Source organism: Pseudomonas sp. Soil_N_39, assembly GCF_057655955.1.
In genome coordinates this window covers 1-26,261 of the sequence record NZ_JBDGLI010000010.1, presented here as the reverse complement: position 1 = coordinate 26,261, position 26,261 = coordinate 1, and the positions used below count along the sequence as shown (strand labels likewise).

The 26,261-nt window shown below is 61.5% G+C and carries 18 protein-coding genes, 1 pseudogene and 1 riboswitch; of the genes and pseudogenes, 10 read left to right on the top strand and 9 right to left on the bottom strand.

Annotated features, from left to right (window positions below):
- Window positions 1-33: 33 nt before the first annotated feature.
- Complete coding sequence (locus AC3A5O_RS15965) at window positions 34-1,656, bottom strand: ABC transporter substrate-binding protein (protein WP_122568849.1); 1,623 nt, start codon at window positions 1,654-1,656, stop codon at window positions 34-36.
- 71 nt (window positions 1,657-1,727) lie between these two features.
- Window positions 1,728-2,882, bottom strand: coding sequence for a mandelate racemase family protein (locus tag AC3A5O_RS15960; protein ID WP_354337206.1), 1,155 nt, complete (start codon window positions 2,880-2,882; stop codon window positions 1,728-1,730).
- A 687-nt stretch (window positions 2,883-3,569) separates the two neighbouring features.
- On the opposite strand from AC3A5O_RS15960, the gene dctP reads away from it, so the two are divergent.
- The 5 genes from dctP to AC3A5O_RS15935 all read left to right on the top strand — a co-directional run bounded on the left by dctP (window position 3,570) and on the right by AC3A5O_RS15935 (window position 9,813).
- The gene (dctP, locus tag AC3A5O_RS15955) at window positions 3,570-4,565 is read left to right on the top strand and encodes a C4-dicarboxylate TRAP substrate-binding protein DctP (protein WP_122568851.1); all 996 of its coding nucleotides are present in this window, start codon (window positions 3,570-3,572) and stop codon (window positions 4,563-4,565) included.
- A 64-nt stretch (window positions 4,566-4,629) separates the two neighbouring features.
- Entirely contained in the window at window positions 4,630-5,262 is a 633-nt protein-coding gene (locus AC3A5O_RS15950; protein WP_053118531.1) for a TRAP transporter small permease, read from the top strand.
- Window positions 5,259-6,542 carry a C4-dicarboxylate TRAP transporter large permease protein DctM gene (gene dctM, locus AC3A5O_RS15945; RefSeq protein WP_122568853.1) on the top strand — a complete coding sequence of 428 codons (1,284 nt, stop codon included), beginning with the start codon at window positions 5,259-5,261 and terminating at the stop codon, window positions 6,540-6,542. Before AC3A5O_RS15950 ends, dctM begins: the two co-directional genes overlap by 4 nt.
- A 109-nt stretch (window positions 6,543-6,651) precedes the next feature.
- Window positions 6,652-7,647: a TRAP transporter substrate-binding protein gene (locus AC3A5O_RS15940; protein ID WP_305469771.1), complete on the top strand. Its 996-nt coding sequence runs from the start codon at window positions 6,652-6,654 to the stop codon at window positions 7,645-7,647.
- 258 nt (window positions 7,648-7,905) lie between these two features.
- Window positions 7,906-9,813 carry an alkaline phosphatase D family protein gene (locus AC3A5O_RS15935; protein ID WP_487753430.1) on the top strand — a complete coding sequence of 636 codons (1,908 nt, stop codon included), beginning with the start codon at window positions 7,906-7,908 and terminating at the stop codon, window positions 9,811-9,813.
- Window positions 9,814-9,976: 163 nt separating this feature from the next.
- On the opposite strand, the gene AC3A5O_RS15930 is transcribed toward AC3A5O_RS15935, so the two are convergent.
- The 6 genes from AC3A5O_RS15930 to AC3A5O_RS15905 form a co-directional block, all read right to left on the bottom strand.
- Window positions 9,977-10,477, bottom strand: coding sequence for a methylated-DNA--[protein]-cysteine S-methyltransferase (locus tag AC3A5O_RS15930; protein ID WP_122568856.1), 501 nt, complete (start codon window positions 10,475-10,477; stop codon window positions 9,977-9,979).
- Window positions 10,478-10,660: 183 nt separating this feature from the next.
- Complete coding sequence (locus AC3A5O_RS15925) at window positions 10,661-13,396, bottom strand: winged helix-turn-helix domain-containing protein (RefSeq protein WP_305469767.1); 2,736 nt, start codon at window positions 13,394-13,396, stop codon at window positions 10,661-10,663.
- Window positions 13,397-13,744: 348 nt separating this feature from the next.
- On the bottom strand, window positions 13,745-15,109 hold the full coding sequence (locus AC3A5O_RS15920) for a DUF1329 domain-containing protein (protein ID WP_122568858.1): 1,365 nt from the start codon (window positions 15,107-15,109) through the stop codon (window positions 13,745-13,747).
- Window positions 15,110-15,134: 25 nt separating this feature from the next.
- Complete coding sequence (locus AC3A5O_RS15915; protein WP_122568859.1) at window positions 15,135-16,991, bottom strand: DUF1302 domain-containing protein; 1,857 nt, start codon at window positions 16,989-16,991, stop codon at window positions 15,135-15,137.
- A gap of 288 nt (window positions 16,992-17,279) precedes the next feature.
- Window positions 17,280-18,962, bottom strand: a complete 1,683-nt coding sequence (locus AC3A5O_RS15910; RefSeq protein ID WP_122568860.1) for a fatty acid--CoA ligase — start codon at window positions 18,960-18,962, stop codon at window positions 17,280-17,282.
- A 143-nt stretch (window positions 18,963-19,105) separates the two neighbouring features.
- The gene (locus tag AC3A5O_RS15905) at window positions 19,106-19,735 is read right to left on the bottom strand and encodes a LysE family translocator (RefSeq protein WP_122568861.1); all 630 of its coding nucleotides are present in this window, start codon (window positions 19,733-19,735) and stop codon (window positions 19,106-19,108) included.
- A 293-nt stretch (window positions 19,736-20,028) separates the two neighbouring features.
- Between AC3A5O_RS15905 and AC3A5O_RS15900 the strand changes: the two genes are divergently transcribed.
- From AC3A5O_RS15900 to AC3A5O_RS15890, 3 genes are all read left to right on the top strand, one after another.
- The gene (locus AC3A5O_RS15900; RefSeq protein ID WP_122568862.1) at window positions 20,029-20,994 is read left to right on the top strand and encodes a 2-hydroxyacid dehydrogenase; all 966 of its coding nucleotides are present in this window, start codon (window positions 20,029-20,031) and stop codon (window positions 20,992-20,994) included.
- A 33-nt stretch (window positions 20,995-21,027) separates the two neighbouring features.
- Entirely contained in the window at window positions 21,028-22,026 is a 999-nt protein-coding gene (locus tag AC3A5O_RS15895) for a methyltransferase (RefSeq protein WP_122568863.1), read from the top strand.
- A 49-nt stretch (window positions 22,027-22,075) separates the two neighbouring features.
- Window positions 22,076-22,198: riboswitch (yybP-ykoY riboswitch) on the top strand.
- An 89-nt stretch (window positions 22,199-22,287) separates the two neighbouring features.
- A complete protein-coding gene (locus tag AC3A5O_RS15890; protein WP_305469762.1) occupies window positions 22,288-22,872 on the top strand; it encodes a TMEM165/GDT1 family protein in 585 nt (194 codons plus the stop codon).
- Window positions 22,873-22,998: 126 nt separating this feature from the next.
- On the opposite strand, the gene AC3A5O_RS15885 is transcribed toward AC3A5O_RS15890, so the two are convergent.
- Window positions 22,999-23,814, bottom strand: coding sequence for a M48 family metallopeptidase (locus tag AC3A5O_RS15885; RefSeq protein ID WP_487753429.1), 816 nt, complete (start codon window positions 23,812-23,814; stop codon window positions 22,999-23,001).
- A gap of 218 nt (window positions 23,815-24,032) precedes the next feature.
- Here AC3A5O_RS15885 and AC3A5O_RS15880 point away from each other — a divergent pair.
- Together AC3A5O_RS15880 and AC3A5O_RS15875 are read left to right on the top strand one after the other, a co-directional pair.
- Window positions 24,033-25,313, top strand: a pseudogene (locus tag AC3A5O_RS15880) (methyl-accepting chemotaxis protein); the annotation flags it as partial.
- A 15-nt stretch (window positions 25,314-25,328) separates the two neighbouring features.
- Window positions 25,329-26,171: a methyl-accepting chemotaxis protein gene (locus tag AC3A5O_RS15875; protein WP_370873798.1), complete on the top strand. Its 843-nt coding sequence runs from the start codon at window positions 25,329-25,331 to the stop codon at window positions 26,169-26,171.
- Window positions 26,172-26,261: the final 90 nt, after the last annotated feature.

The window sequence follows — 26,261 nt, the reverse complement described above, 5'->3', positions numbered from 1 at the left end:
TTCATTCCTGCCTTGGCCCTGTGGCCGTCGATTTCAGCGCTGCTTGTAGACGTCGCGAAGACGCGTGGTGGCGGCGGTGTGGCCGATGTAGTTGCGCACATCCGCATGGATCACCACTTCGTCCACCATCTGTGAGACCGGCATGATCGCCCCGACCTGTTGGTCGTAGAGGGTCTGGATCTGGGCGTAGATTTCGCGCTGGCGCTCGGGGTCCCGCTCACGCTCGGCTTGCTCGATCAACTGGTTGAGCTGCGGGTTGAAGAACGAGGTGCGCCAGCCCTGGAAATTGCTCAGCTTGGCTTCGGTGCGGTTGTCCGGGTTGTACACCAGGGCCCGCAGACTCGAATGCGGATGACGCTCCGCCCCGCCGCCGCCACGACCGACGAGGATGTCGAACTGGCGGTCGCGCATCGCGCCATAGATCTGGTTGCCGGTGCCGGTGATGATCGTCGCCTGGATCCCCGCCTGGGCCAGCGTCGCTTGCAGGCTGGTGGCGATGTTGATGAACGGTGGATCGGTCAGCGAACGAATGGTCACCTTGAAGCCTTCGGCATGTCCGGCCGCAGCCAACAGACGCTTGGCCTCGGCCACGTCCAGGCGATAGCCCGGATCGTCCAGGCGCGCTGGCAACCCCAGTTGCAACGGCCGCTGATTGATCACGCCGTAGTGCGGCATGACCACGTCATTGATGCCTTGGTAGTCGATCAGCAGGCGGATGGCCTGGCGCACGCGGATGTCCTGGAACAACGGTTGCTGCATGCTCATCGCCACGTAGTACAGCGTGCCGCGGGCGATGCTCTGGATGCGCACTTCATCGACCTTCCCCAACGCCTGGATGTCAGTTGCGGCCATGCCGCGGGCAACGTCCAGGTCGCCGCGCTCGACCATCAGGCGCAGGGCCTGGGACTCGGTCATGTTGCGCATGATCACCCGGCGCAACTTCGCCGCGCCGCGCCAATAGTCGTCATTGCGACTCATCAGGATCACATCGTTGGCGCGCCAGATGTCGAGCTTGAACGCGCCGGACCCAGCCGTGTGCGTCGCCAGCCACGCCGCGCCCTGATCGTCGCCGACCTGATGCTGCAAGGCGACGCTGCGATCGATGATGAAGGCGCTGGGTGAAGTCGCCAGGGTGTTGAGCACCAGCATCGGGTCAGTGACCCGTGGCAATTCCATGACAAAAGTGTGCGGCCCTTCGGCGCGCATCAGTTTGACCACGTTGTCGGCGGTGAAACCGTAGGCTTTCCAAGTGGAAGCCAGGGCGCGGTTGAGGGTGACCACGCGCTGCAACGACCAGGCGACGTCTTGGGCGGTGAGTGGCGCACCGGAGTGAAAACGTACGTCGTCACGCAATTGGAAGGTCAGGCGCATGCGGTCGGGGCTGACGTCCCAGGTTTTCGCCAGGGCCGGAATCAGCGTGTCCGGCTGCGCCGCGTCCTGCTCCAGGAGCATGTCATAGACATTGGCATTGACTTCGGCAACCTCCAGACCCGTCGCCGCGGCAGGGTCCAGGGACAGCAGATTGATCATGCTCATGCCCACCACCAATTGGTCGGGGGGCGTTTCGCCTTGGGCCAGGCTGACGGGCACCTGCACTGCGCACAGGGCCACGGTGACACACAGCAACCTGGTCAGGCGCTTGGGCCAGAGATTCATGGTTCAGTCCTTTCTTATATTTATAAAGACTTGTCGCCCGGGCAGTCATCGGCCCCAGGCGTGGAACAGGCTCAATGTCGGGACAAGGTGTTGGCCTCGATATACGCGAAGTTGATGTCCTCGCCCAAGCCCGGCCGGTCGGACAGGTGCACAAAACCGTCGGCGTCCATGGGGTCGACGATGCTGTTGAGGTGCGCCGGGATTTCTTCATAGTCGAGGAACGGGTGCAGCAGGCCGCGCTCGTACCAACGGCAATTGCTGATGGCCCCGACCACCGCCAGGTTCGCCGCGCCATTGCCGTGGACTTCACAATCCATGCCGAACGACTCCGCCAGGTGCGCCACCTTCAGGCACGGCCCGATCCCCCCGACCCCGGCCACGCCGGCGCGCAGGATGTCACAAGACTTCTGCGTGACCCAGCTGGCGCGACTGTGGAACTTGCCAGCGATGCTCTCCGGGCCCAGCACCGGGATGTCCAGGTTGGCGGCCAGCCAGGCATAAGACTCCGCCGAGTCTTCCATCATCGGCTCTTCGAACCAGGCGAAATTCAGCTTTTGCAGCGCCTTGCCAATGGTCAGCGCGTCCATGCGGCTGTACCAGTGATAACCGTCGAGCATCAGCGCGATGTCCGGCCCCACCGCCTCACGCACGGCGGCGCAGGCCTGGATGTCCATTTGTGGATTCGGCGCGAAGGAAATCGGCGGCATCCAAGTGTGCAACTTGATGGCCTTGTAGCCGCGCTGCACCAGCTTTTCGGCAAATTGAGCGTACTCATCCGGCGTCGACAACCCACCCGGCAAATCGTCGCCGCACATCGTCGAGCCGTACGCCGGGACCTTGTCGCGATAACCACCAATCAGTTTATGCACCGGCAACTTGAGCGTGCGCCCGGCCAGATCCCACAACGCTTGTTCCACCAGCGCCAGCGCCCGGTCGGTGAACTGCCCGGCACTGCCGCGCTGCCAGTGCGCCAGGTCTTGCCAGATGCTTTCGCGGTCCATCGGATCGCGACCGATCAGCACTTTGCGTACGAAGGATTCAATGATGTGCGGACGAATCAACTCAGGCGGACCAAAGGCATAACCCTCGGAGCCATCGTCGCAACCGATTCGCAGCAAAGCCATCTTGATCATGACCTCATCGCCTGGATGGGCATGGCCGGCGCTGTCCTGGGCACGGCGCGAAGGAGTGGAAAAAACTTCGACGTGAACGCCTGTGATTCTCATAGGGGAGGAACACCAATGTTGTTATTGTTTATTTGTATGTCGTCATACAACGAGATGGATTATTCTGACGTTACTGGCGGACTGTCAACCCCATAACTCAATAAAGTCTACACACACAGGAGACTTTTTGCGGGGATGTGAGTATTTCAGCGAGCGGAATTTTAAGAAGTCGTCATACCACGCGACATGAGGTGATACCACTTGCCGCAGACGAGGTAGTGCCCTGAAGGCTGATGACGCGGACCAGGAGATGGGCAATTGTGGGAGCGAGCTTGCTCGCGAAGGCGGCCTGTCTGAGACGGTGATGTTGGCTGGGCCGCCGTCATCGCGAGCAAGCTCGCTCCCACAGGGGTCGGTGGTGAAAGCACAATCCACAGCCACACCCCATGGATTCACCGAGCACTGGCGCGAGATTGAAAGCCAGTAGCCATCACCGCGCCTTTATGGTTTCCTGCCCCAGGCACGGTTGCTGACTGAAAGCATTAAAAAATGAGCCGTTTGTGATGTTTCAGCCCGACGCAAGGAAGGCTCTAGCGCAACCTGTCGAGAGGTACAGCCGAATGACGGTTTTTCCCGTTAACCGTCCCCGACAAGTTGTTTTTCTGCCTAGACTCATCATTGTTCCGCCGTGCGCTGTATGTTGAATGAGCCCGCACGAAAATACTAAAAACAAGAGGAAAGCCCCTAATGTTCAAACCTATCTGGAAAGCGCTCGCTTGCACATTGGCCCTTAGTGCGATGAGCACGGCCATGGCGGCAGATCCGGTGGTCATCAAGTTCTCCCATGTGGTCGCCGAACAAACACCCAAAGGCCAAGGCGCACTGCTGTTCAAGAAGTTGGTGGAAGAACGGCTGCCAGGCAAAGTGAAGGTCGAGGTCTACCCCAACTCTTCTTTGTTCGGCGACGGTAAGGAGATGGAAGCCTTGCTATTGGGCGACGTGCAGATGATTGCGCCATCGCTGGCCAAGTTCGAGCAGTACACCAAGACGGTGCAGCTGTTCGACTTGCCGTTTCTGTTCGATGACATTTCCGCTGTGGATCGCTTCCAGTTGAGCCCTGAAGGCCAGAAACTGCTCAAGTCCATGGAAAGCAAGAACATTACCGGCCTGGCCTATTGGCACAATGGTATGAAGCAGTTGTCGGCAAACAAGCCGTTGCGTGAACCCAAGGATGCCCGGGGCCTGAAGTTCCGGGTGCAGGCTTCTGCAGTGCTGGAAGAACAATTCAAGGCGGTGAACGCCAACCCGCGCAAGATGAGTTTCGCCGAGGTGTACCAAGGTTTGCAGACCGGCGTGGTCAACGGTGCGGAAAACCCGTACTCGAACATCTACAGCCAGAAAATGCATGAAGTGCAAAAGTACATCACCGAGTCCAACCACGGTTTGCTCGACTACATGCTGATCACTAACACCAAGTTCTGGAACGGCCTGCCGCCGGACATCCGCACGGAACTGGACAAGATCCTGGTGGAAGTCACGGCCCATGTGAACAAAGAGGCGGCGCAGCTGAACGAGCACGACAAACAACGCATCCTCGAGGCCAAGACCACCGAGATCATCACCCTGACGCCAGAAGAACGCGGCGAATGGCGCGACAAGATGAAACCGGTGTGGAAGAAGTTCGAAGGTGATATCGGCGCGGACCTGATCAAAGCCGCCGAAGCCTCCAACAAAGCCCAGTGATTGGTTGGCCGATGCCGTCACCCTGGCGGCATCGGCCTGTCGTCCCCCACAGGAGATGTCATCCATGAACGCCCTCCGGCGCATCTGGGAACACTTCGAGGAAGGTTTCATTGCCTTTCTTCTGGCCGCCATGACGCTCGTCACGTTCGTCTACGTGGTACTCAATAACCTCTATGCGGTTTTCTACAGCCTCGGCGACCATTGGCCCGCCGCCAGCGAGCCGATGTTCGCCATCGGCGACAACATCATGGGCATGGCCCAGGCAATGACCTGGAGTAGTTCGCTGACCAAGGCGCTGTTTGGCTGGCTGATTTTCTTTGGCCTGTCGTACGGCGTGCGCACGGCCGGGCACATCGGCGTCGATGCGCTGGTGAAGCTGGCGAGCAAACCGGTGCAGCGCTTGATCGGTGTCATCGCCTGCCTGTGCTGCCTCGCCTACGCCGGGCTGCTGGCGGTGGCGAGTTTCGAGTGGATCAACACCTTGATGATTGCCGAGATCGGCGCCGAGGACCTTGGCCATTTCGGCATCATGCAATGGCATATCGGGCTGATCGTGCCGGTGGGGTTCGCTCTGGTGTTCATTCGTTTCGCGGAAATTCTCGTGCGCATCCTGATGAATCGCCAGACCGGCCTGGGCCTGGCCGATGAAGCGGCCGAAGCCATCAAATTGACCGAACACGAGGAAGACAAGCCATGACCATTGCCTTCCTGTTCATTGCACTGTTCGTGCTGATGTTCATCGGCGTGCCCATCGCCATTTCGTTGGGGCTGGCTGGATCGTTGACCATCATTTTCTTCAGTCCCGACTCGGTTCGGTCCCTGGCGATCAAGCTGTTCGAAACGTCCGAGCATTACACGCTGCTGGCGATTCCGTTCTTCCTGCTGGCCGGTGCGTTCATGACCACCGGCGGCGTGGCGCGACGGTTGATCGATTTTGCCAACGCCTGCGTCGGCCATATCCGTGGCGGCCTGGCAATTGCGGCGGTGCTGGCCTGCATGCTGTTTGCGGCGTTGTCGGGTTCAAGTCCCGCGACAGTGGCGGCGGTCGGCTCCATTGCCATTGCCGGGATGGTGCGTTCGGGTTATCCACAGGCGTTTGGCGCCGGCATCGTCTGCAACGCCGGGACCCTGGGCATCCTGATTCCGCCCTCGATCGTGATGGTGGTGTATGCCGCGGCGACCGAAACCTCGGTGGGCAAATTGTTCATGGCCGGTGTGATTCCCGGCTTGCTGTTGGGGTTCTTCCTGATGGTGGCGATCTACATCGTCGCCGTGAAGAAAAACCTGCCGGCAATGCCGCGGGCGACGCTGCGGGAATGGTTGAGCACGGCACGCCAGGCGATCTGGGGCCTGTTGCTGATGTTCATCATCCTCGGCGGGATTTATTCCGGGATGTTCACGCCCACTGAAGCGGCGGCGGTAGCGGCGGTGTATTCGGCGTTCATTGCCCTGTTCGTCTACAAGGACCTTACGTTCCGCGAGACACCCAAGGTGCTGCTGGAGTCGGCCAAGCTGAGCATCATGCTGATGTTCATCATCGCCAACGCCATGCTCTTCGCCCATGTGCTGACCACCGAGCAACTGCCGCAGCAAATCACCGCGTGGGTGATCGATGCCGGATTGACGCCGGTGACCTTCCTGCTGGTGGTGAACATCGTGCTGCTGATTGCCGGCGCGTTCATGGAGCCTTCGGCGATCATCCTGATCCTGGCGCCGATCCTGTTCCCCATCGCCATGAAGCTGGGCATCGACCCGATTCACTTGGGCATCATCATGGTGGTCAACCTGGAGATTGGCCTGATCACGCCACCGGTGGGGCTGAACCTGTTCGTCACCTCGGCGGTGACCGGCATGTCCCTGCCCGCCACGATTCGTGCGGCGATGCCGTGGTTGATGATCCTGTTGGCGTTCCTGGTGCTGATTACCTACGTGCCATGGATCTCGCTGGCGCTGCCTAACTGGTTGGGGATGAGTTAAATCCGGTAAACACACACCGTGGCGGGCGCAGGACAACTTGCCCGCTTACAGAGGTATGGGGCCGACCTGTCGGCCCTGTGCCTTCGGACACTGAAAGGGACGCCTTGCAATGCTAAAACCTGTATGGAAAGCGCTCGCCTGCACCCTGGCTTTCGGGGCGTGGGGCACGGCCATTGCGGCTGAGCCGATCGTCATCAAATTCTCCCATGTGGTAGGCGAACAAACGCCCAAGGGCCAGGGCGCGTTGATGTTCAAGAAGCTCACGGAGGAGCGGCTACCGGGCAAAGTGAAGGTCGAGGTGTACCCCAACTCCACGCTGTACGGCGATGACAAGGAGATGGAAGCCTTGCTCCTGGGAGAGGTGCAGATCATTGCCCGGTCGCTGGCCAAGTTCGACCAGTACACCAAGACCGTGCAGTTGTTCGACCTACCGTTTCTATTCGACGACATCGCCGCCGTGGACCGTTTCCAGCAGAGCCCCGAGGGCCAGAAGCTGCTCAGGTCCATGGAAAGCAAGAACGTCACGGGCCTGGCCTATTGGCACAACGGCATGAAGCAGTTGTCGGCCAACAGGCCATTGCGCACCCCTGAGGATGCCCGTGGCCTGACGTTCCGGATCCAGACTTCTACGGTGCTGGAGGAACAGTTCAAGGCAGTGGACGCCAAAGCCAAACCGATGATTTTCTCGGTGGTGTACCAGGGCCTGCGCACCGGCTTGGTCCACGGCACGGAAAACACCTATTCGAATTTCTACAACCAGAAGCTCAATGAGGTGCAGAAATACGTCACCGAGTCCAACCACGGCATACTCGACTACATGTTGATCACCACGTCGGACTTCTGGAACGGCCTGCCGCCGGACATCCGCAGCGAGCTGGACAAGATCGTGGTCGAATCCACCGCCCATGCCAACCAGGAAGCGGAGCGATTCAACCAGCAGGACAAGCAGCATGTGCTGGATGCCAAGACCACCGAGATCATTGCCCTCACGCCGCAAGAACGCAGCGCCTGGCGTGACAAGATGAAGCCGGTGTGGGCCAAGTTCGAAAAGGACATCGGGGCGGATTTGATCAAGGCGGCGCAGGCGTCCAACGTCGCTCAATGATGCAGTGACTTGCATAGGTATCAGATGGCCAAGTACTTCCCCTTGTGGCGAGGGGATTTATCCCCGCTGGGCTGCGCAGCAGCCCCGAACAATTAACCAGGCACACCGCTGTGTCAGGTTTTAGGGGCGCTTCGCACCCCAGCGGGGATAAATCCCCTCGCCACAAAAGCAGGGTTACCACAATGCCTCCCCATCCCCAGCAACCCGGCACATTGCGCTATGATCCCCGCCTCTCCCTGAACAGAGCTTTTCTCGCGAATGCTGTCGTCCACCCCAGACCTCACCTCTACCCTGCCCCTCGTCCTGGTCGGCCCGCTGTTACGGCGGCTGGAGCCTGCGCGCCTGGTGATGTGGCTGGTGGGCACGCGAGCGTTGGCATTGACGCTGCGCATTGACGGTGTCGGCGACCTGGAACTCGATGCATCGCGTTGCACCGTGGTGCCGGTGGGGCAGCGGGCGTTTGTGCACTTGATCGATGTGACGCTCGACGCGCCCCTGCCCCAGGACGTAGCGATTGACTACGACCTGCTGGTGGACGACGCGCCCATCGCCGAGTGGGCGCCGCACCTGTTGTATGACGGCGCCCAGTGCCCGAACTTCATGTTGCACTCGCGCATCGAGCAATTGGTCCACGGTTCTTGCCGAAAACCCCACTACCCGGCCAACGACGGCCTGCTCTGTGTCGACCGACTGCTGGCGCAAGCCCCCGCGCAACGCCCGGCACTGTTGATGATGAGTGGCGACCAGGTCTATGCCGACGACGTCGCCGGGCCCATGCTGCGGGCGATTCACGGGCTGATCGAACGCCTGGGGCTGTTCGAGGAATGCCTGGACGGCGCCGTGGTGGAAGACAGCGCCAAGCTCTACCAACACCCGGCCAGTTATTACCATCGCGCCGATTTGCTACCGGCACTGGAGAGCAACGAAACCCTGCGCGAACGCTTTTTCGGCGGGGCGCGCAAGCCGATCTTCACCAGCAGTAGCGCCGACAATCACTTGGTGACCTTCGCCGAGGTCATGGCGATGTACCTGCTGGTGTGGTCGCCGGTACCCTGGACACTGATCGCGGTGCAGCCGCCAGAGCTGACCGTCGAACGGCGCCAGCGCTACGACCTGGAACAGCAACGCATCGATGCGTTCAAGACCGGACTGGGCGGCGTGGCACGGGTGTTTGCGCACTTGTCGTGCCTGATGATTTTCGACGACCATGACATTACCGATGACTGGAATCTGTCCGCGCAGTGGGAGGAAACGGCCTACGGCCATCCGTTCTCCAAACGCATCATCGGCAATGCCTTGATCGCCTACATGCTCTGCCAGGGCTGGGGCAACAACCCGGATGCCTTTGTTGACGTACTCCCGCAAACCTTGGCCTTGAGCGACACAGCCCGGGACCGTTACCTCGACAGCGAGCCACAGGACACACTGATCGACTCCTTGCTGGCTTTCCAGCACTGGCATTACGTGCTGCCAAGCACCCCAGCCCTGGTGGTGCTCGACACCCGGACCCGCCGCTGGCGCAGCGAGAACAACCTCAAGCAGCCTTCCGGCCTGCTGGATTGGGAAGCCCTGAGCGAGTTGCAGCAGGAGTTGCTGGATCACCCCTCGGCCATCATCGTCTCACCGGCGCCGATCTTCGGGGTGAAGCTGATCGAGACCGTGCAGCGGGTGTTCAGTTGGTGCGGTTATCCGTTGCTGGTGGACGCGGAAAACTGGATGGCCCATCGCGGCGCGGCCCAGGTGATCCTGAACATTTTCCGACACTCGCGCACACCGGGTAATTACGTGGTGCTGTCAGGGGACGTGCATTATTCCTTCGTCTACGAGGTGCTGATCCCACACCGCAAGGGCGGCCCGCGCATCTGGCAGATCACCAGCAGCGGCATCAAGAATGAATTCCCGCCGGTGTTGCTGGAATGGTTCGACCGCCTGAACCGCTGGCTCTACTCGCCGCGCTCGCCCCTGAACTGGTTCACCAAGCGCCGCAGCATGCGCATAGTCCCCCACACCCCGGAACACGCCGAAGCGGGCGAACGGTTGTGGAACAGCGCCGGCATTGGTCAGGTGTTCTTCAATGAACAGGGCCAGCCCACGCAGATCTACCAGCACAACGCCAACGGCCAGCCACCGACACGCATGCGGGCTCCCAAACCTCCATCCCCCTGAAACCTGTGATCTGCGATCAATGTGGGAGCGAGCTTGTTCGCGATGACGGCGGCACAGCCAACACATTCGCAAGCTGACTATCCGCTATCGCGAGCAAGCTCGCTCCCACAGTTGTTTTGGGGTGACTATAAATTTGCATCCACTCCCACAAGGAAAGTGGCAGTCAGAACGCCAACTGCAGACTCTGCTGGCCTTCGAGGCTGAGCAGAAATTGTTTGGCCGCCAGGCCGCCAGCGAAGCCGGTAAGACTGCCGGAGCTGCCGATGACGCGGTGGCACGGGGCGATGATCGAGATGGGGTTGCGACCATTGGCGGCGCCGACCGCCCGGACCGCCGTCGGTTGGCCGATCTGGAGGGCGATGTCGCGGTAGCTGCGGGTTTCTCCAAAGGGGATGGTCAACAAGGCGTGCCAGACTCGGACCTGGAAATCAGTGCCGGCAAAGTCCAGCTCCAATTCGAAACGACGGCGCTGACCGGCGAAGTATTCCAGCAACTGACGTTCGGTTTCCTTGAGGACTGGATGCTGGGTGTCTTCCTCCAAAGGCCCCAGACGCACCCGATTGAGCCGCTCGTTTTCCCACAGGATGGCCGCCAGTCTTGTCTCCCGGGCGACGAGGATCAGTTGGCCGACGGGGGATGGGATGGTTTTGTAGAGGGGCAACATCAAACATTCCTTCACTGGCACTGACTGTTTTTTGTGGCGAGGGGATTTATCCCCGCTGGGCTGCGAAGCAGCCCTCGATTGCTTCGGACATGATTTATGCCTGATACACCGAGGAGGGGGCTTCGCCCCCAGCGGGGATAAATCCCCTCGCCACAAAAGCTCTTCGACACAAATAAACCCCGCTCAGCCCAACAACCCCAACGCCTTCGCCCGCGCCACCGCCTGGGTGCGGCGCTCGACGCCGAGTTTGCTGTTGATGTGGCTGGCGTGGGTCTTGACGGTGTGTAGCGAGATGAACAATTGCTCGCTGATTTCCTGGTTCGAGCAGCCTTGGGCAATCAACTGCAATACCGCCCGCTCGCGACTGCTGAGGGTTTCGACAGGCGCCGCCGGGTCGGTAGGCTGAGCCACCGTCGAGGGCAGGCGTTCGAGCAAGTGGTCGCGCAAGGTACTGGGCGGCGCGTGCAGCAGTTGCTCGCGCAACCAATCACGGTGCTTGCCGAACAACCACTCGAAGGGCTGCAACACCCCGCCGCTGGCGGCTTCGAAAGCCTGGGCCAGGGTGCGGCGTGCTTCGGGTTCGCGGCCGAGGCTCAGCAGCAAGGCGACCTTCTGGTTGAGCGCCATCACGCTGAGCATCTGCCGACCGGTTTGCTGCCCATGCTCAAGCAAGGCATTGAGCCGCCCCTCTGCAAGCATCGGTTGACCCCGAATGGATTCCAGCACCGCCTGCTGCAGTTCGACATGCAGCGGCAGTTGCGGGTGGAATTCCGGTGGCGCGGCGGCCCGTTCGCCCGTGTAGGTCTGGCCCAAGCGCGCCAACCAGGCTTCGGCCAGATCGGTGCGGCCCTGAGCCAGCCAGAGTTCGCATTTGACCAGGGTAATCATCGCCAGGTAATAGATCGGCGGAACGTCCCAAATGTGCATCAGGCGCTCGGCTTCAGCCAGTTCGGCAAAGGCCCGGGCGAACTCGCCGCTGTAGCCTTCGATACGGGCGATCACGCAATGACCGATCAGCACGCTGATATCGCGGCAGGCGCGGGCTTCGGTGAGGCCCGCCTGCAACCGCGCCAGGCCGACCTGGGGTTGCATGCGCAAGGTCAGCAGGAAACCCTCGTACATGATCAACCGTGCCCGCACCGCATACAGCCGTTGGGGCGGTAGCTTGTGCAAACGTTGCAGGCCCTGGTGTACTTCGTCCAACGCCCGCAGGATCTCCCCCCGCGCCTGCAAGACCCGGGCACGATCGTAATGGGCCAGGGCCTCGAACAGTGGGTTGCCGACCCGCTGCGCCAGTTCCAGGGATTCGCGGTTCAGGTTCCGGGCGCGCCACAGGTCGCCGTCAGCAATCGCCAGGTTCGACAATGTGGACAGGCACATCAGCCGCTGGCCGTAGCGTTTTTGCGGCAGGCTTTCCAGGGCTTCGCTGCAATAACGCACGGTGGCTTCCCGGTCCCCACGGCCACGGGCGACAATGCCGCTCAGGGCCAGCCATTGGGCGAGCATGGATTTTTGCGCAGTGGCCGAGGGGGCCGGCAGGAAACGACTCAAGTGCGCGGCAAGCTCTTCAGCAGCGTCCAACTGGCAGGCCAGCCCCAGCGCCCAGCTGTAGAGCACGATCAACCTCGGCGTGCTGATGAGCAGGCTGTCGGGCAGGTCCATCTTCCAGCGCAGCAACATGCCGACGTTCTGCTCGGCCAGCAACTGCTCCTCCGAAAGGTTCTGCACCAGGTTCGCCGCCACGTCCAAGTGCCCGGCCCGTAGCGCCTGCTCCACGGCTTCGTCGATCAGACCCTGGGCATTGAACCAGCGACAGGCCCGCAGGTGCAGGGTCGCGGCTGGGACCATGGCCGGGGCGCTGGGGCGACTGCGCAGCAGGTCGGAAAACAAGTGGTGATAACGGTACCAATGGCCATGCTCGTCCAGCGGCACCAGGAATACCTGGTGAGCCGCCAGGTAACGCAGGATCTGCGCACTGTCATGGGCTTCGCGCACGGCATCGCACAGCGCGCTGCAAAAGCGTTCCTGAGGGGCCGTGTCGTAGAGGAACGCCTGCACCTCCGCGGGCAGGCAATCGATGACTTCTTCGAGCAGGTAATCGCGGATCAGCCCTTCCCCGCCGTGCAGGGCCTGGGGCAGCAGGCCTTCGGTGCCGGCTTCGGACGCGGCCAGCAACCAGAAGCGCAGCCCGGCCACCCAGCCTTCACTGCGCTGGATGAGATTCTCCAGTGCCTCACCGCGCAACGAGCTGCTGTGGTGCTGGAGCAGGGTCAAGGCTTCTTCGTGGGTCAAGCGCAGGTCTTGCTCGTTGAGTTCGAGCAATTGCCGTGACAGGCGCAGGCGTGCCAGATGCCAGTCCGGGCGCTGGCGGCTGGTGACGAGCACCAGCAAACCGTCGGGCAGGTGATTGAGAAAAAACTGCAGGCAGCGATCCAGCACCGGGCTTTGGGCCAAATGGTAATCGTCGAGGACCAGCAGCAAGGGCTCGCGCGGCGATAAGTGCGTGGACAGCTCGTCCAGCAGGCCATCGAGCCATTCTTCGAAGGCAAAGGGTTGATGGCGCTGGCGCATTTTCAGCAGCCCCAGTGCCCGGCCGCCCAGTTGCGGGAAAAACGCCTGGAGCCCTTCGAGCAGGCGTTCCAGGAAACGCCCAGGGTCGTTGTCTCGGGCACTGAGCCCCAACCAGAGGCTTTGCCAATGGGCCGGCAGGCTCTGGCAGAACTCCACCGCCAGGGAGCTTTTACCAAACCCCGCCGGTGCACTGACCAGCAGCAACCTGCCCCCGAGCCCTGCGCCCAACCGCTCGCACAACCGCGGCCGCGCGACATGGCCATCGGGCAAGGGCGGGCGGTAGAAACGCCCGTCCTGTACCGCGATGGCTGCGCGGGCAGAATCCGGAAGTGAAGACAAATCAGTCATGGCCGGCTCTTGTAGGAATGCGGGTGGCGGCATTGCAGATGTCCGCAGACTAGCGGTAAACGAGGAGGTATTGAAGGGAGTGCTACAAATGGCTACAAAAAGACTACACGCCGATGGCCCTTTAAGGTGCCGCTTTTTGTGGCGAGGGGATTTATCCCCGTTGGGCTGCGAAGCAGCCCCAAAAAGCTTGAAGGCTATCCGGCTGATATTCCGAGGTAGATGGCTTAGGGGGTCGCTTCGCAACCCAGCGGGGATAAATCCCCTCGCCACAGGGGTTTTGTGCTGGCCAAAAAACGCCCCGAACCAGTCGGGGCGTTGTTTCGAGGATGCGGCCTCGGGTGGAGCGGTTTAGCGGATGCCGTCCTGACGCAGTGCGTTCGGGGTGAAATCGGCGGTGGTGGCGGTGAAGCCGAAGTCATAGGCCGATTTCTCTTCGTTCTTCATGCCCAGTGCCAGGTAGCGGCCGGACTGCAGGTCGTAGAGGGTTTCCAGGGCGTACCACGGCACTTGCTTGTCGTAGTAGTTCTCGGCATGGGCCTCGGCCACGCGCCACAGTTGGCCACGACCGTCGTAGTGGTCGATCACCGCAGCTTGCCAGGTGTCTTCATCGATGAAGAAGTCACGCTTGGCGTAGATGTGGCGCTGACCTTCCTTCAGGGTCGCGGTCACGTGCCAGACACGACGCAGCTCATAGCGGGTCAGGTCCTGGTTGATGTGGCCGGCCTTGATGATGTCGGCGTACTTGAGTTGCGGCGAATCGATCCTGTAGCTGTTGGCAGCGATGTACATCTCTTGCTTGCCTTCCAGTTTCCAGTCGTAGCGGTCCGGTGCGCCGTTGTACATGTCCAGGTTGTCGGAGGTACGCAGGCCGTCGGCCGCCGTACCCGGGCCGTCATAGGACACTTGCGGGGCACGGCGCACGCGGCGCTGACCCGCGTTGTAGACCCACGCCGAGCGCGGTTCCTTCACTTGGTCGAGGGTCTCGTGCACCAGCAGCACGCCACCGGCCAGGCGCGCTGGCGCGGTCACTTGTTGCTTGAAGTAGAACAGGATGTTGCCAGGGTTGGCCGGATCGAAATCCTTCATCTTGTCGCGGAACACGAATTGGTCGCGGAAGTACACCAGACTGTACGAACCGTTGGGCTGCGGGGTGGCCTGGGTGACCAGGCGCGTCACGCTGCCGCCGCGATAGCGGGTGATGTGGTTCCAGATGACTTCCACGCCGCTCTGGGGAATCGGGAACGGCACGGCCGTCTCGAAGTTCTCCAGGCCGTTGCCACCGGAGACCAGCTTGGTGTTGACCGCGTTTTTCTTGATGGAGGCGAACACCTCGTCCGGCACGGTGGCGCCGCGATGGGTCGGGTAGACCGGCATCTTGAAGGTTTCCGGGTAGCGCTTGAACATCGCGTACTGGCCCGGGGCGAGTTTGGCCTTGTACTGCTCGACATTCTGCGCAGTGATGGTGAACAGCGGTTTTTCCGTCGGGAATGGATCGGCAAGGAAGCCCTTGCTGTCCACGGCACCGGCGTTCTTGGCCATGGGTTTCCAGGCCGAGATCGAGCCGTCGGCATTGCCGGCCATCTCGGCGCCCATCGGCGTCAGGCTCTTGCCCAGTTTGTCGGCCTCGGCAGCAGGCACTGCCGCCATGACGCTGGCAGCCAGCAGGGATAGCCCCAGAACACCGACCTGCAACAGATTCTTTGTTATTTTCATAGTGTGTCGTCCTGAAATTCGGTGCTTAGAAGGTCACGCCGACGCTGAGCGCCAGGAAGTCACGATCGTCCACGGTACTGAAGTCGCCACCAAAGAAGTTGGTGTAGGCCAGGCTGGCGTTGTAGGTGTTCTGGTACTCGGCATCCAGCCCGAGGCTGACGGCCTTGCGGCCTTCTTCGAAGTTGCCGCCAGGGCCTGGCGAGTAGCCTTTGACGTCATGGGACCAGGCCACGTTGGGCTTGAGGTTCACGCCGGCGAAGACGTCCGGGTATTCCCAGATGGCGCGAGCGCGGTAGCCCCAGGACGTGGAGGTGGTGAAGCCGTCGTTGTTGCAGTTGCTGTTCACACCGCTGCTGGTCTGGCCGCCACCTGCGGCGGTAGAGGCGTTGAGCGTGTTACAGAAGCCATTGGGCAGTTCACCTGGACCGAACACTGGGTCACGGCCGTAGCGAGCCTCGGACCTGCTTTCCAGCCCTCCGACGTGAGTGACCCCAATCTCACCCACCAAGGTCAGACGGCTCGCGCCCATAACTTGATCGAGGAAGTGGGTAAAGGTGGTCTGGAACTGGGTGATTTCCTTGCGGCGATAGCCGTGCAGATCCTGACCTGGGGTGCCATCGAGCACCGAGGCATTACCAAAACCCGGGATCGGAGTAACACCTGCAAAGAGAATATCGGTGGTACTCAACTGCACCGGCGCATTCGGCCGATAACTCAGCTCGCCGCTCCAGGCCGTGCCGGTGGGCAAGGTAGTGGAGAAACTCAAGCCATAGAGCCGAATGTCTTCCGGGTATTCAACGAAGTATTTGGAATTACCCGCCACGATCAGAGGGCGCAGCCCTGCCAACGGCCCCAACGGCGTGGAGTAGAACTGTTGTGCAGCTCCCGTGGCACTGAAAATCGGCGCACGGCTGTGGTAGTTCATGAAGTAGGCACCGAATTCGGTGTCCAGCGGCTCGAACATATACTTCAAGGACGCGCCCCATTGGCCGCCGTCACGGGCATCACGATCAGCCCCCCGGCGGACCAGGACCCCTTCCTCGTTCACGTCCACACCAAATGCACCCAAGGCCGGCAAGGCAGCCCCTGGGATCCTGGAACGTTTATTCAACACCCGCAGATTATCCGTACAGCCATCGGCAATAACATCTGGCTGGGAGAAGAACGTACCGCAGTTATCGACAACAGTCTGGTCCCACTCCAACTGGTAGAAAGCTTCAGCCGACAAATTGTCGGTCAGGCTCTGGGACACATAGAACATGTTGACCGGGATCAAGCCTTCCTTGACCTCGGCACCAGGACGACGGAATGCGGACACATCGACCGGGTTGATGGAGTTGATGCCGCCCTGGATGAAGGTACTTTCACCCCAGCTGACAACCTGCTTGCCCAGGCGGACCGAACCCGGCTGATCGGCAATGGCGTAGTTGTGATAGACGAACGCATCGAGGATCTGCCCGCCGGAAGACTTGGCGCCCTCCTTGCGATTGTTGTCGCTGATGTCCTTGTACAGGCGGTTTTCGTCCTTGAGTTCAAAGTCGTACCAGTACTTGCCGCGCACAAACACGCCGGTATCGCCGTACTTCAGTTCCAGGTCGTGGATGCCCTTGAAGATCTTCGAGAAGGTTTCCCCGCGCTTGAAGTTCAAGTGGCCGTCATCGGAGGTCTGCGACAGCCCACGGCCGCCGTTGTTGACACCGATCAGATCCTTGTTGGCGTTGGCCGTGGACCAGCTCGCCCCCACCGACAAGGACGAGTCGAACTGGCCTTCGATTTCACCAATGTTGAAGCTGACGCCGAATGCAGGGCCGGCGAGCGAGGAGGCAAGACTGACAGCCAGAGGCAGTTTTGCCCGGCGCCAGAAAGTGTTTGCTGAGGTCATCGACGCAACTCCATGTGTTTTATTGTTATGGCAGCGGACATTTCCGGAAACCCTTCGCCGTGCTGGCACGTACGTCCCATTCCGAAAATCCCTTGAGCGGACTATAGCCAGCAGGTAGTACGGCTTGATCCCTCTAAAGTGTGATTTGCAGCCCTCAACCACTCTGGAACAGTCCTTTTGCCAGGCCGACAGATGCCGGCACGGCAAGGATGGCTGAAATTTTCAGTTTGACAAGGCAAGCGCTTGCTTGGTGGGGCTGCCGTGCCCTTTCGGGCACGGCGAAAGGGCCTAAAGCGTGGAGAGGAAGGTGCTGTTGTTGCTCTGCCATTCGGTGATGTCGACGCGGATGCGCTTCTTATCGAGCTTGCCGACGCTGGTCTTGGGAATTTCCGTAACAAGGGCGATCTGGCTCGGGATCGCCCACTTGCTCAAGTGCCCCAGCTCAACGAACGGCTTGAGGTGCTCCTTGAGTTCGCGAGCCCCGATCTCATGCCCTTCGCGAACCACCAGCAAGGCAAACGGCCGCTCGCCCCACTGCGGATCGGGAATGCCGACCACTGCTACTTCACGTACCGCCGCGTGACGGCTGATGAGGTCTTCCAGGTCCAGGGAGGAGATCCATTCGCCACCGGTCTTGATCACGTCCTTGATGCGGTCGCGGATGTCGATGAAGCCCATGTTGTCGAGCGTGGCGACGTCACCGGTGTGCAGCCAACCGCCGGCCCAGAGCTCGGCGCCCTTCTGCGGCTCGTTGAAATAGCCCTCGGTGAGCCACGGCGCGCGCAGCACCAGTTCGCCCTGGGTCTCGCCATCGGCCGGCAGGAACCGTCCCTCGGCGTCGACAATCGCCGCCTCCACCAGCGGCCCCGGCACACCGGCCTTGATCCGGTAGGTGGTGCGTTCGTCTTCGCTGCCGGCCATCAGTTCCGCGTTGAGGTGGGCGCAGGACACCAGCGGGCCGGTTTCCGACATGCCGTAGGCGGCGGTGAGCTGGATGCCCCGGGCCTTGGCCGCTTCGTACAGGCTGCGGTTCAGGGCGCTGCCGCCGATGACGATCTTCCAGCCGCCGAAGTCGGTGTCCTGGGCGCCCTTGGCATTGAGGACCATTTGCAGGATGGTTGGCACGCAATGGGAAAAGGTGACCTTTTCCTTGCGCCACAGCTGGACCAGGAGTTCGGGGTCGTAGCGGCCCGGGTAGACCTGCTTGAGCCCGAGCATGGTCGCCACGTAGGGCAGGCCCCAAGCGTGGACATGGAACATCGGCGTGATGGGCATGTACACGTCGTTGGTGCCCAGCAGCCGCACGCTGTCGATGGCCCCCATGATGGTCGCCACGCCCATGGTGTGCAGCACCAGTTGCCGATGGGTGAAGTACACGCCCTTGGGGTTGCCCGTGGTGCCGGTGGTGTAGAACGTGGTGGCGACGGAGTTTTCGTCGAAATCCTGGAAATCGTAGGTGGGCGTGGCGGCGGCCAGCAATTGCTCGTACTCACCCACCAGGTTCGGCAGGTCGGCGGTTTTTTCCGGCAGGTCGGTCAGCAGCAGGGTCTTGTCCACCGTGGTCAGGTGCCCGGCGATCGCCTGGTACAAGCCGACGAACTCGCTGTTGACCAGCACGAAGCGGTCCTCGGCGTGATTCATGGTGTAGACGATCTGCTCCGGTGACAGGCGCACGTTGATGGTGTGGATCACCGCGCCGATCATCGGGATCGCAAACATGCATTCCAGGTAACGGTGGCTGTCCCAGTCCATCACGGCCACGGTATCGCCGGCCTTGACCCCCGCCTCGGTCAACACGTTGGCCAGGCGCGCGACCCGTTCGATCAGCGTCGGATAGCTGTAGCGCAGTTGGTCACGGTAGATGATCTCGCGGGTTTTCTCGTAACGCGTGCCGGACATCAGCAGCCGCTTGATCAGCAGCGGGTATTGATAGGCGCCTTCGGCTGGAGGAATAACGCGAGTCTGCAACATAAGAGTCCCTTTTCTGACTGCACGGTCTTGGCTGGAAGTAAGCACTCTAGAGCGCTTATACACGGATCAAATCACCCAAAGGAATGATTTGATCCGCGCGCAGATACTAGCCTTGAGCCATGTCCGGGACTGTGGGCGCTGGATCAATGCGCCTCGGTAAACGCCAGCTTCACCCCAATGGCGACGAGCACCGCGCCCATGGTCCGGTCGAACCAGTGGCCCATGCGCGCGAAGCCGGCGCGCACCCGTTGCTGGCTAAACAACAGCGCCACCAGGCAGAACCAGACGGCCGTCGCCATCGCCAGGTACACGCCATAACCGGCCTGGATCGCCAACGGCGTATGCGGATTGATCACCACGGTGAACAGCGACAGGAAAAACAGCGTCGCCTTGGGGTTCAGGCCATTGGTGACAAAGCCGGAAATGAACGCGCCACGGGCGGTACGCTCACCGACTTCCTTGTGCAGGTTTTCCTCGGCCGGCTTGGCCGGTTGCGCCCGTAGTGCCTTGAAGCCGATGTACAGCAGGTACGCGGCGGCGGCCCATTTCAGCGCGTTGAACAGCACGATCGATTGCGACACGATCAGGCCGATGCCCAGCAACGAATAGCCCACGTGCAGGAAAATCGCCGTGCCGACGCCCAACGCCGTCCAGGTCCCGGCGCGCCGGCCATGGGTCACGCTTTCGCGCACCACCACGGCAAAATCCGGCCCGGGGCTGGCGACGGCCAGCAGGTGGATCAGGGCGACGGTGAGGAATTCGGTGAGGTACATGGTGGCTCCTTGGCTAGCTCAATCTCGAAACAAACATCAACTGTGTGGCAAGTGAATCTGTGGCGAGGGGATTTATCCCCGTTGGGCTGCGCAGCAGTCCTAAAAGCAGTGAACTCAATCTGCCTGGTACACCGAGTTGCCTGGTTTGGGGGCCGCTTCGCAGCCCAGCGGGGATAAATCCCCTCGCCACAGGGTTCTTCATAAGCCCATTATTCGGGCCAGGCCACAGCCACATTCCATCTGATAGGCTCGCCACATTACGCCTTCGGTTCTTGACATAAAAGGTACAGCTGATGACGAACACCGCCCGCGCCGTTTTCCTCGACCACCCTTCCCTGGACCTCGGCGACCTGGACCTGGCCCCGTTGCGCGCCTGCTTCGGCGACCTGCAACTGTTCGCCCGGACCACGCCGGAGCAGGTGATCGAGCGGCTCAAGGGCGCCACCGTGGCGATCACCAACAAGGCCGTGATCGATGCCCAGGCCATGGCCGCCAACCCCGAACTGAAGCTGATCCTGATCAGCGCCACCGGTACTAATAACGTCGACCTGGAAGCCGCTCGCCACCACGGCATCACGGTGTGCAATTGCCAGGGCTACGGCACGCCGTCGGTGGCCCAGCACACCATCATGCTGTTGCTGAACCTGGCGACGCGCCTGGCCGATTATCAAAAAGCGGTGGGGGAAGGTCGCTGGCAGCAGGCTTCGCAGTTTTGCCTGCTGGACTATCCGATTGTCGAACTGCAAGGCAAGACCCTGGGCTTGCTCGGCCATGGCGAGTTGGGCAGCGCTGTCGGGCGGCTGGCCGAGGCCTTTGGCATGCGCGTGCTGCTGGGGCAGATTCCCGGGCGCCCGGTCCGCCCCGACCGCTTGCCGCTGGAGCAACTGCTGCCGCAAGTCGATGCCCTGACCCTGCACTGCCCGCTCAACGAGCACACCCGAAACTTCATCGGTGCCCGCGAACTGGCCCGGCTCAAGCACGGCGCATTTGTGGTCAACACCGCCCGTGGCGGCCTGATCGACGAACAGGCCCTGGCCGAAGCACTGCGCAGCGGTCATTTGGGTGGTGCCGCCACCGACGTGCTCAGCGTGGAGCCGCCGACCCAAGGCAACCCGCTGCTGGCCAACGATATCCCACGGTTGATCGTCACTCCACACAACGCCTGGGGCAGCCGCGAGGCGCGGCAACGGATCGTCGGCCAAATGAGCGAAAACGCCCAAGGCTTTTTCAGCGGTACAGCGCGGCGTGTCGTCAGTTGATAAACTGCCGCACTTTTTTTCAAGGAGCAGACCATGGATCCGCGCAGTGAAGTACTGCTTCGTCAGGCCGAATTATTCCAGGGTTCGGTGTTGTTGGCTGGCCTGCCCGCCGATGACCTGCTCGGCCGTTTGCCTGAGGCCCATGGTTGGTGCTGGCATGCCGGCGATCAGGCGGCGCTGGACGCTCGTTTTCCCGAGCGCAGCCACTTTGGCGTGAACGTCCCCGAGCATGGGTTCGACACCGCCGTGGTGTTCTTGCCCAAGGCCAAGGACCTGACCGACTACCTCCTCAATGCCGTGGCGGCGCGCCTGGCCGGGCGCGAGGTGTACCTGGTGGGGGAAAAACGCAGCGGCATCGAAGGCGCCTCCAAGCAGCTCAACCCGTTCGGCAAGCCGCGCAAACTCGACAGCGCGCGGCACTGCCAGCTGTGGCAAGTCACGGTCGCGAATGCGCCCGAGGCCACGCCACTGGAAAGCCTGGCCCAGACCTACGAACTGCCCCTGGCCGAAGGCCCGCTGAAGGTCATCAGCCTGCCGGGAGTGTTCAGCCACGGTCGCCTGGATCGCGGCAGTGCGCTGCTGTTGGAACACTTGGATAAACTGCCCAGCGGGCATTTGCTCGACTTCGGCTGCGGTGCCGGCGTGCTGGGGGCGGCGGTCAAGCGGCGCTATCCACACAACACCGTCACCCTGTTGGACGTGGACGCGTTCGCCGCCGCCAGCAGTCGCCTGACCCTGGCCGCCAATGGCTTGGAAGCCGACGTGCTGACCGGTGATGGCATCGACGCTGCACCGATGGGTTTGAGCGCGATCCTGAGCAACCCGCCGTTCCATGTCGGTGTGCATACCGACTACCACGCCACGGAGAACCTGCTGCGAAAAGCGGCCAAACATCTGAAAAACGGCGGCGAACTTCGCTTGGTCGCCAATAGTTTCCTCAAGTACCAGCCGCTGATCGAGGAGCATTTGGGCGTCTGCGCGATCAAGGCCGAAGGGCAGGGTTTTCGCATCTATCGGGCCAAGCGCGGCTGAAGTTTTTTAGGAAACAGCACTTGCTCAATCGGATTTGCCTAGGCAGAATCCGCTCCGTCCTAGGGGAGTAGTCTCCCGCGAGCGCCATGCTCGCCCGGCATACGTCAACATACTTGGTCAGCAGACCATGGCGTATGCGGCCCAAGCGTCCACGCAGATGGTCGCTGGGTTTGACAAGACCTATGACACGCACACCTTACCCGGGGCGGGAAGGCTGTACGTGTCATAGCCGTGTCGACCCGCCCCTTTAGGAACTCCCTGATGCTGGACTCACTCCTCGTACCCACGGCGATCGTTGCGCTGGCCGAAATCGGCGACAAGACGCAATTGCTCGCGCTCATCCTGGCCGCTCGCTTTCGCAAACCCTGGCCGATCATCGCCGGCATCGTTGCCGCGACCCTGGCCAACCATGCGGCGGCCGGTGCGGTCGGCGCCTGGGTCAGCGGTTTTTTCTCCGACGCGGTCCTGCACTGGATATTGGCGGCCAGCTTCACGGCCACGGCGCTGTGGACCCTGGTCCCGGACAAACTGGACGATGAGGAAGCCAACACGGCCCGCCGGTTCGGACCATTCCTGACCACGCTGATTGCGTTCTTCCTGGCGGAAATCGGCGACAAGACGCAGATCGCCACGGTGATGCTCGCCGCGCAATACCCGGAGCTGTGGCTGGTGATCATTGGCACCACCGTGGGCATGTTGATTGCCAACGTGCCAGTGGTCCTGGCGGGCAATTTCGCCGCCGAGAAGCTGCCCCTGACCCTGATCCGCCGCCTGGCCGCCTCGGCGTTCTTTGTCCTGGCGATCGTGGCGGTGTACAAGGCGATGCAGAGCAGTGGGTGGGTTTGACCCTGTGTCACACTTTGGGCTGAGGATAACTGTGGGAGCATAGCTTGCTCGCGATAAGCCATGACGCGGTCTGATTGACGTCTGCGTCGCCCCTGTCGCGAGCAAGCTTTACTCCCACAGCGATGCTTACTTCTTGGCCTGCTGATACAGCGGCATCACCTTCGGAATCGCCGCCTGCAACGAAGCGATACGACTGCTCGACGATGGGTGGGTGCTCATGAATTCCGGCGGCGCGCCTTCCGAGGCCTTGGCCATCTTGTTCCACAGGGTGATCGCGGCGTTCGGGTCGTAGCCGGCGCGGGCGGCCAGTTCGAGGCCGATCAGGTCGGCTTCGTTCTCGTTACCTCGGCTGTTGGGCAAGGTCATGCCGTAGTTGGCGACGGTGTCAGCCAATGCCAGGCTGTCCTGGCCGAGGCCGAAGATGGCGCCGGCGCCCTGCTTGGCCATCTCGATGCCATAGGCCTTGGACATTGCTTCGCGCCCGTGCTCGCGCAGGGCGTGGGCGATTTCATGGCCAATGATCGCGGCGATTTCATCGTCGGTGAGCTTCAGCTTATTGATCAGACCGGTGTAGAAAATAATTTTCCCACCAGGGCCGCAGCTGGCGTTGAGCTCATCGCTCTTGATCAGGTTCACTTCCCAGTTCCATTGCGCAGAATCAGGACGGAACACCGGCGCCTGGGCGATCAGCCGACTGGAGATAGCCTGGACCCGCTTGGCATCACTGCTGGTCTTGTCCAACACGCCCTGGGCACTCGCCTCGCCCATCGTCTTTTGATAGGACTGGGCGTACATCTGGTTGACCTGGTCGGTCGACAGCATGCTGAACATGTACTGCTTGCGCTCCACGCCCACGGCTCCGCCGCTGGTGGTGTTGACTGACTGGCAACCTGCAAGCAGCAGACCCGCGCTGAGAGCGCTGACCATCAAAGTCTTGTTCATACAAAAAAAGCTCCATGGAATCGTGGGCGTATCCTAGGCCTTGATTTGTATCGGCGCCAGATACACAAGGAGGGATTAGCGTTTTTTCGGACAGATCTCACCGCGTCCATTTGCGACACCCACTTCGCTAATACAGTCACCCGACGAACAGCGCCTCATGCCGCGCCACTGAAACGCCGATAAAGACTCCAGACGTCATTTCCGCGTCCGGAGCCTTTATGAAATTCAGATCGATCCAGTTTTCCGTGGCCGCCCTGGCCGGTGCCATCGTGCTCAGCGTGGTCGGCGCCCTTGTGCTGTACGCGCTGTTTGCCGGCGCCCGCACCCAGGAGATGGTGCAACAGCGAACCAAGGCGCAGTTCGAGCAACTCATCGAACAACGCCTCAGTGCCCTGGCCCGCACCCAGGCCAGCCTGATCCAGCGGGAATTGGAAGCACCGCTGTTGCTCGCCCGTGGCCTGGCCACCAGCAATGCCTTGATGGGTATGAACGGCGCGGACGGCAACCCGCAACTGAAGGTACCCCGCGAGCAAATGATCAGCCTGCTGCGCGAAACCGTGGTGCGCAACCCGAAGATCCTCGGCGCCTATATCGCCTGGGAGCCGAACGCCATCGACCACGATGACGCCAATTATGTGAACAGCCCGGTGCTGGGCATGGAAACCAATGGACGTTTCCTACCGTGGTGGTTTCGCAACCAGGACGGCTCCCTGGGCCTGGAAAAACTTGCCGACGTGACTGACCAGAAACTGCTCTCCACCGGCATCCGCGCCAGTGAGTACTACCTGTGCTCCCAGGACAGCAAGAAAGCCTGCGTGATCGACCCGGCGCCCTACCGCGTCGGCAGTACGATGACCATGCTCGCCTCGTTCATCGAGCCGATCATGATCGATGGCAAGTTCCAGGGCATCGTCGGCGCCGACCTGTCGGTGAACTTCATCCAGGACATGCTCGTGGCCGCCGACGGCAAGTTGTACGACGGTGCCGGGGAAATGGCCTTGCTCTCCAACAACAACCGGCTGGTGGCCTTCACCAAGGACCCGAGCAAACTCGGGGAAAAGGCCAGCGACCTGCTGGACGCCAGCGAACTGGATAACCTCGCCAAGCTGGGCGTCGGCGAGGTGCGCTACGACATTGATGAAGAACACGGGCATATCGAGGTGTACATGCCGTTCGGCATCGGCGAGACCAACGCTCGCTGGACGCTGATGCTGCAGTTGCCGCTGAAAGCGGTCATGGCCGACCTGCAAGCGTTGCAGCAAGATCTCGACCAACAGCGCCAGGCCGATATCTTCGGCATGGCAATGGTGGGCCTGGTGATCGCCGGCATCGGCCTGCTGGTGATCTGGCTGGTGGGCCACGGCATTGCCCGGCCACTCAAGCAAATGGTGGCAATGCTCGATGACATCGCCCAGGGCGAAGGCGACCTGACCCGCCGCTTGGTGAGCGACCGCGCCGATGAGCTGGGGGCGATCGCCAGGGGGTTCAACACCTTCCTGAGCAAGTTGCAGGGCATGATCACCCAGGTGGTGACCTCGGTGCAGAGCGTCAGCGACTCATCGGAGCACACGGCCGATATCGCGATCCGCACCAATCAGGGCGTGCACAAGCAGATGTCCGAGATCGATCAGGTTGCCACAGCGGTGCACGAAATGACCGCCACGGCCCAGGACGTGGCCCGCAACGCGACTCAGGCGGCCCAGGCCGCCAGTCATGCGGACCAAGCCGCCAGCCAGGGCATGCAGATCGTCCGGGATACCTCCACCTCCATTGGTGCCCTGGCCGTGGAAATCGGCAAGGCGGTGGGTGTGGTGCAGACACTGGCCAAGGACAGCGAGAACATCAACGCGATCCTCACCGCCATCCGCGGCATCGCCGAGCAGACCAACCTGCTGGCCCTCAACGCGGCCATCGAAGCGGCCCGGGCCGGTGAACAGGGCCGTGGTTTCGCGGTGGTCGCCGATGAAGTGCGCAACCTGGCGCAGAAAACGCAGCAGGCGACCGAAGAAATCCAGGCGATGATCCAGCAGTTGCAACAAGGCACCCGGGACGTGGTGCGGGTGATGGAAGACAGCCAGCACCGTACCGATGAAAGCGTGCAGCATGCGGCGAAAGCGGCCCAGGCCCTGGAGACGATTACCCAGGCGGTGTCGGTGATCAACGACATGAACACCCAGATCGCCAGCGCTGCCGAGGAACAAAGCGCCGTGGCTGATGACATCAACCGCAACGTGATCAACATCGGGCAAGTGGCGAACGAAGTGGCCAGCGGCGCCGACGAATCCAGCGCGGCCAGCGCCGGGCTGACCAAACTGGCGGAGCAGCAGCGGCGGTTGATCAACCAGTTCAGGGTCTGATCCAAAGGCCCCATCGCGAGCAAGCTCGCTCCCACAGGGGTATCTGCGGTGGCATGCCGATCTGGTGAACACCCCAAAACAACTGTGGGA

Bases quoted from the DNA above. Each gene is read 5' to 3' on its own strand.
- AC3A5O_RS15910 (WP_122568860.1), bottom strand. From the start codon at position 18,962: ATGTTGCAGACTCGCGTTATTCCTCCAGCCGAAGGCGCCTATCAATAC.
- AC3A5O_RS15950 (WP_053118531.1), top strand. From the start codon at position 4,630: ATGAACGCCCTCCGGCGCATCTGGGAACACTTCGAGGAAGGTTTCATT.
- AC3A5O_RS15940 (WP_305469771.1), top strand. From the start codon at position 6,652: ATGCTAAAACCTGTATGGAAAGCGCTCGCCTGCACCCTGGCTTTCGGG.
- AC3A5O_RS15900 (WP_122568862.1), top strand. From the start codon at position 20,029: ATGACGAACACCGCCCGCGCCGTTTTCCTCGACCACCCTTCCCTGGAC.
- dctM (WP_122568853.1), top strand. From the start codon at position 5,259: ATGACCATTGCCTTCCTGTTCATTGCACTGTTCGTGCTGATGTTCATC.
- AC3A5O_RS15925 (WP_305469767.1), bottom strand. From the start codon at position 13,396: ATGACTGATTTGTCTTCACTTCCGGATTCTGCCCGCGCAGCCATCGCG.
- AC3A5O_RS15930 (WP_122568856.1), bottom strand. From the start codon at position 10,477: ATGTTGCCCCTCTACAAAACCATCCCATCCCCCGTCGGCCAACTGATC.
- AC3A5O_RS15885 (WP_487753429.1), bottom strand. From the start codon at position 23,814: ATGAACAAGACTTTGATGGTCAGCGCTCTCAGCGCGGGTCTGCTGCTT.
- AC3A5O_RS15920 (WP_122568858.1), bottom strand. From the start codon at position 15,109: ATGAAAATAACAAAGAATCTGTTGCAGGTCGGTGTTCTGGGGCTATCC.
- AC3A5O_RS15915 (WP_122568859.1), bottom strand. From the start codon at position 16,991: ATGACCTCAGCAAACACTTTCTGGCGCCGGGCAAAACTGCCTCTGGCT.
- AC3A5O_RS15965 (WP_122568849.1), bottom strand. From the start codon at position 1,656: ATGAATCTCTGGCCCAAGCGCCTGACCAGGTTGCTGTGTGTCACCGTG.
- AC3A5O_RS15895 (WP_122568863.1), top strand. From the start codon at position 21,028: ATGGATCCGCGCAGTGAAGTACTGCTTCGTCAGGCCGAATTATTCCAG.
- AC3A5O_RS15905 (WP_122568861.1), bottom strand. From the start codon at position 19,735: ATGTACCTCACCGAATTCCTCACCGTCGCCCTGATCCACCTGCTGGCC.
- AC3A5O_RS15960 (WP_354337206.1), bottom strand. From the start codon at position 2,882: ATGAGAATCACAGGCGTTCACGTCGAAGTTTTTTCCACTCCTTCGCGC.
- AC3A5O_RS15935 (WP_487753430.1), top strand. From the start codon at position 7,906: ATGCTGTCGTCCACCCCAGACCTCACCTCTACCCTGCCCCTCGTCCTG.
- AC3A5O_RS15875 (WP_370873798.1), top strand. From the start codon at position 25,329: ATGATCACCCAGGTGGTGACCTCGGTGCAGAGCGTCAGCGACTCATCG.
- AC3A5O_RS15890 (WP_305469762.1), top strand. From the start codon at position 22,288: ATGCTGGACTCACTCCTCGTACCCACGGCGATCGTTGCGCTGGCCGAA.
- dctP (WP_122568851.1), top strand. From the start codon at position 3,570: ATGTTCAAACCTATCTGGAAAGCGCTCGCTTGCACATTGGCCCTTAGT.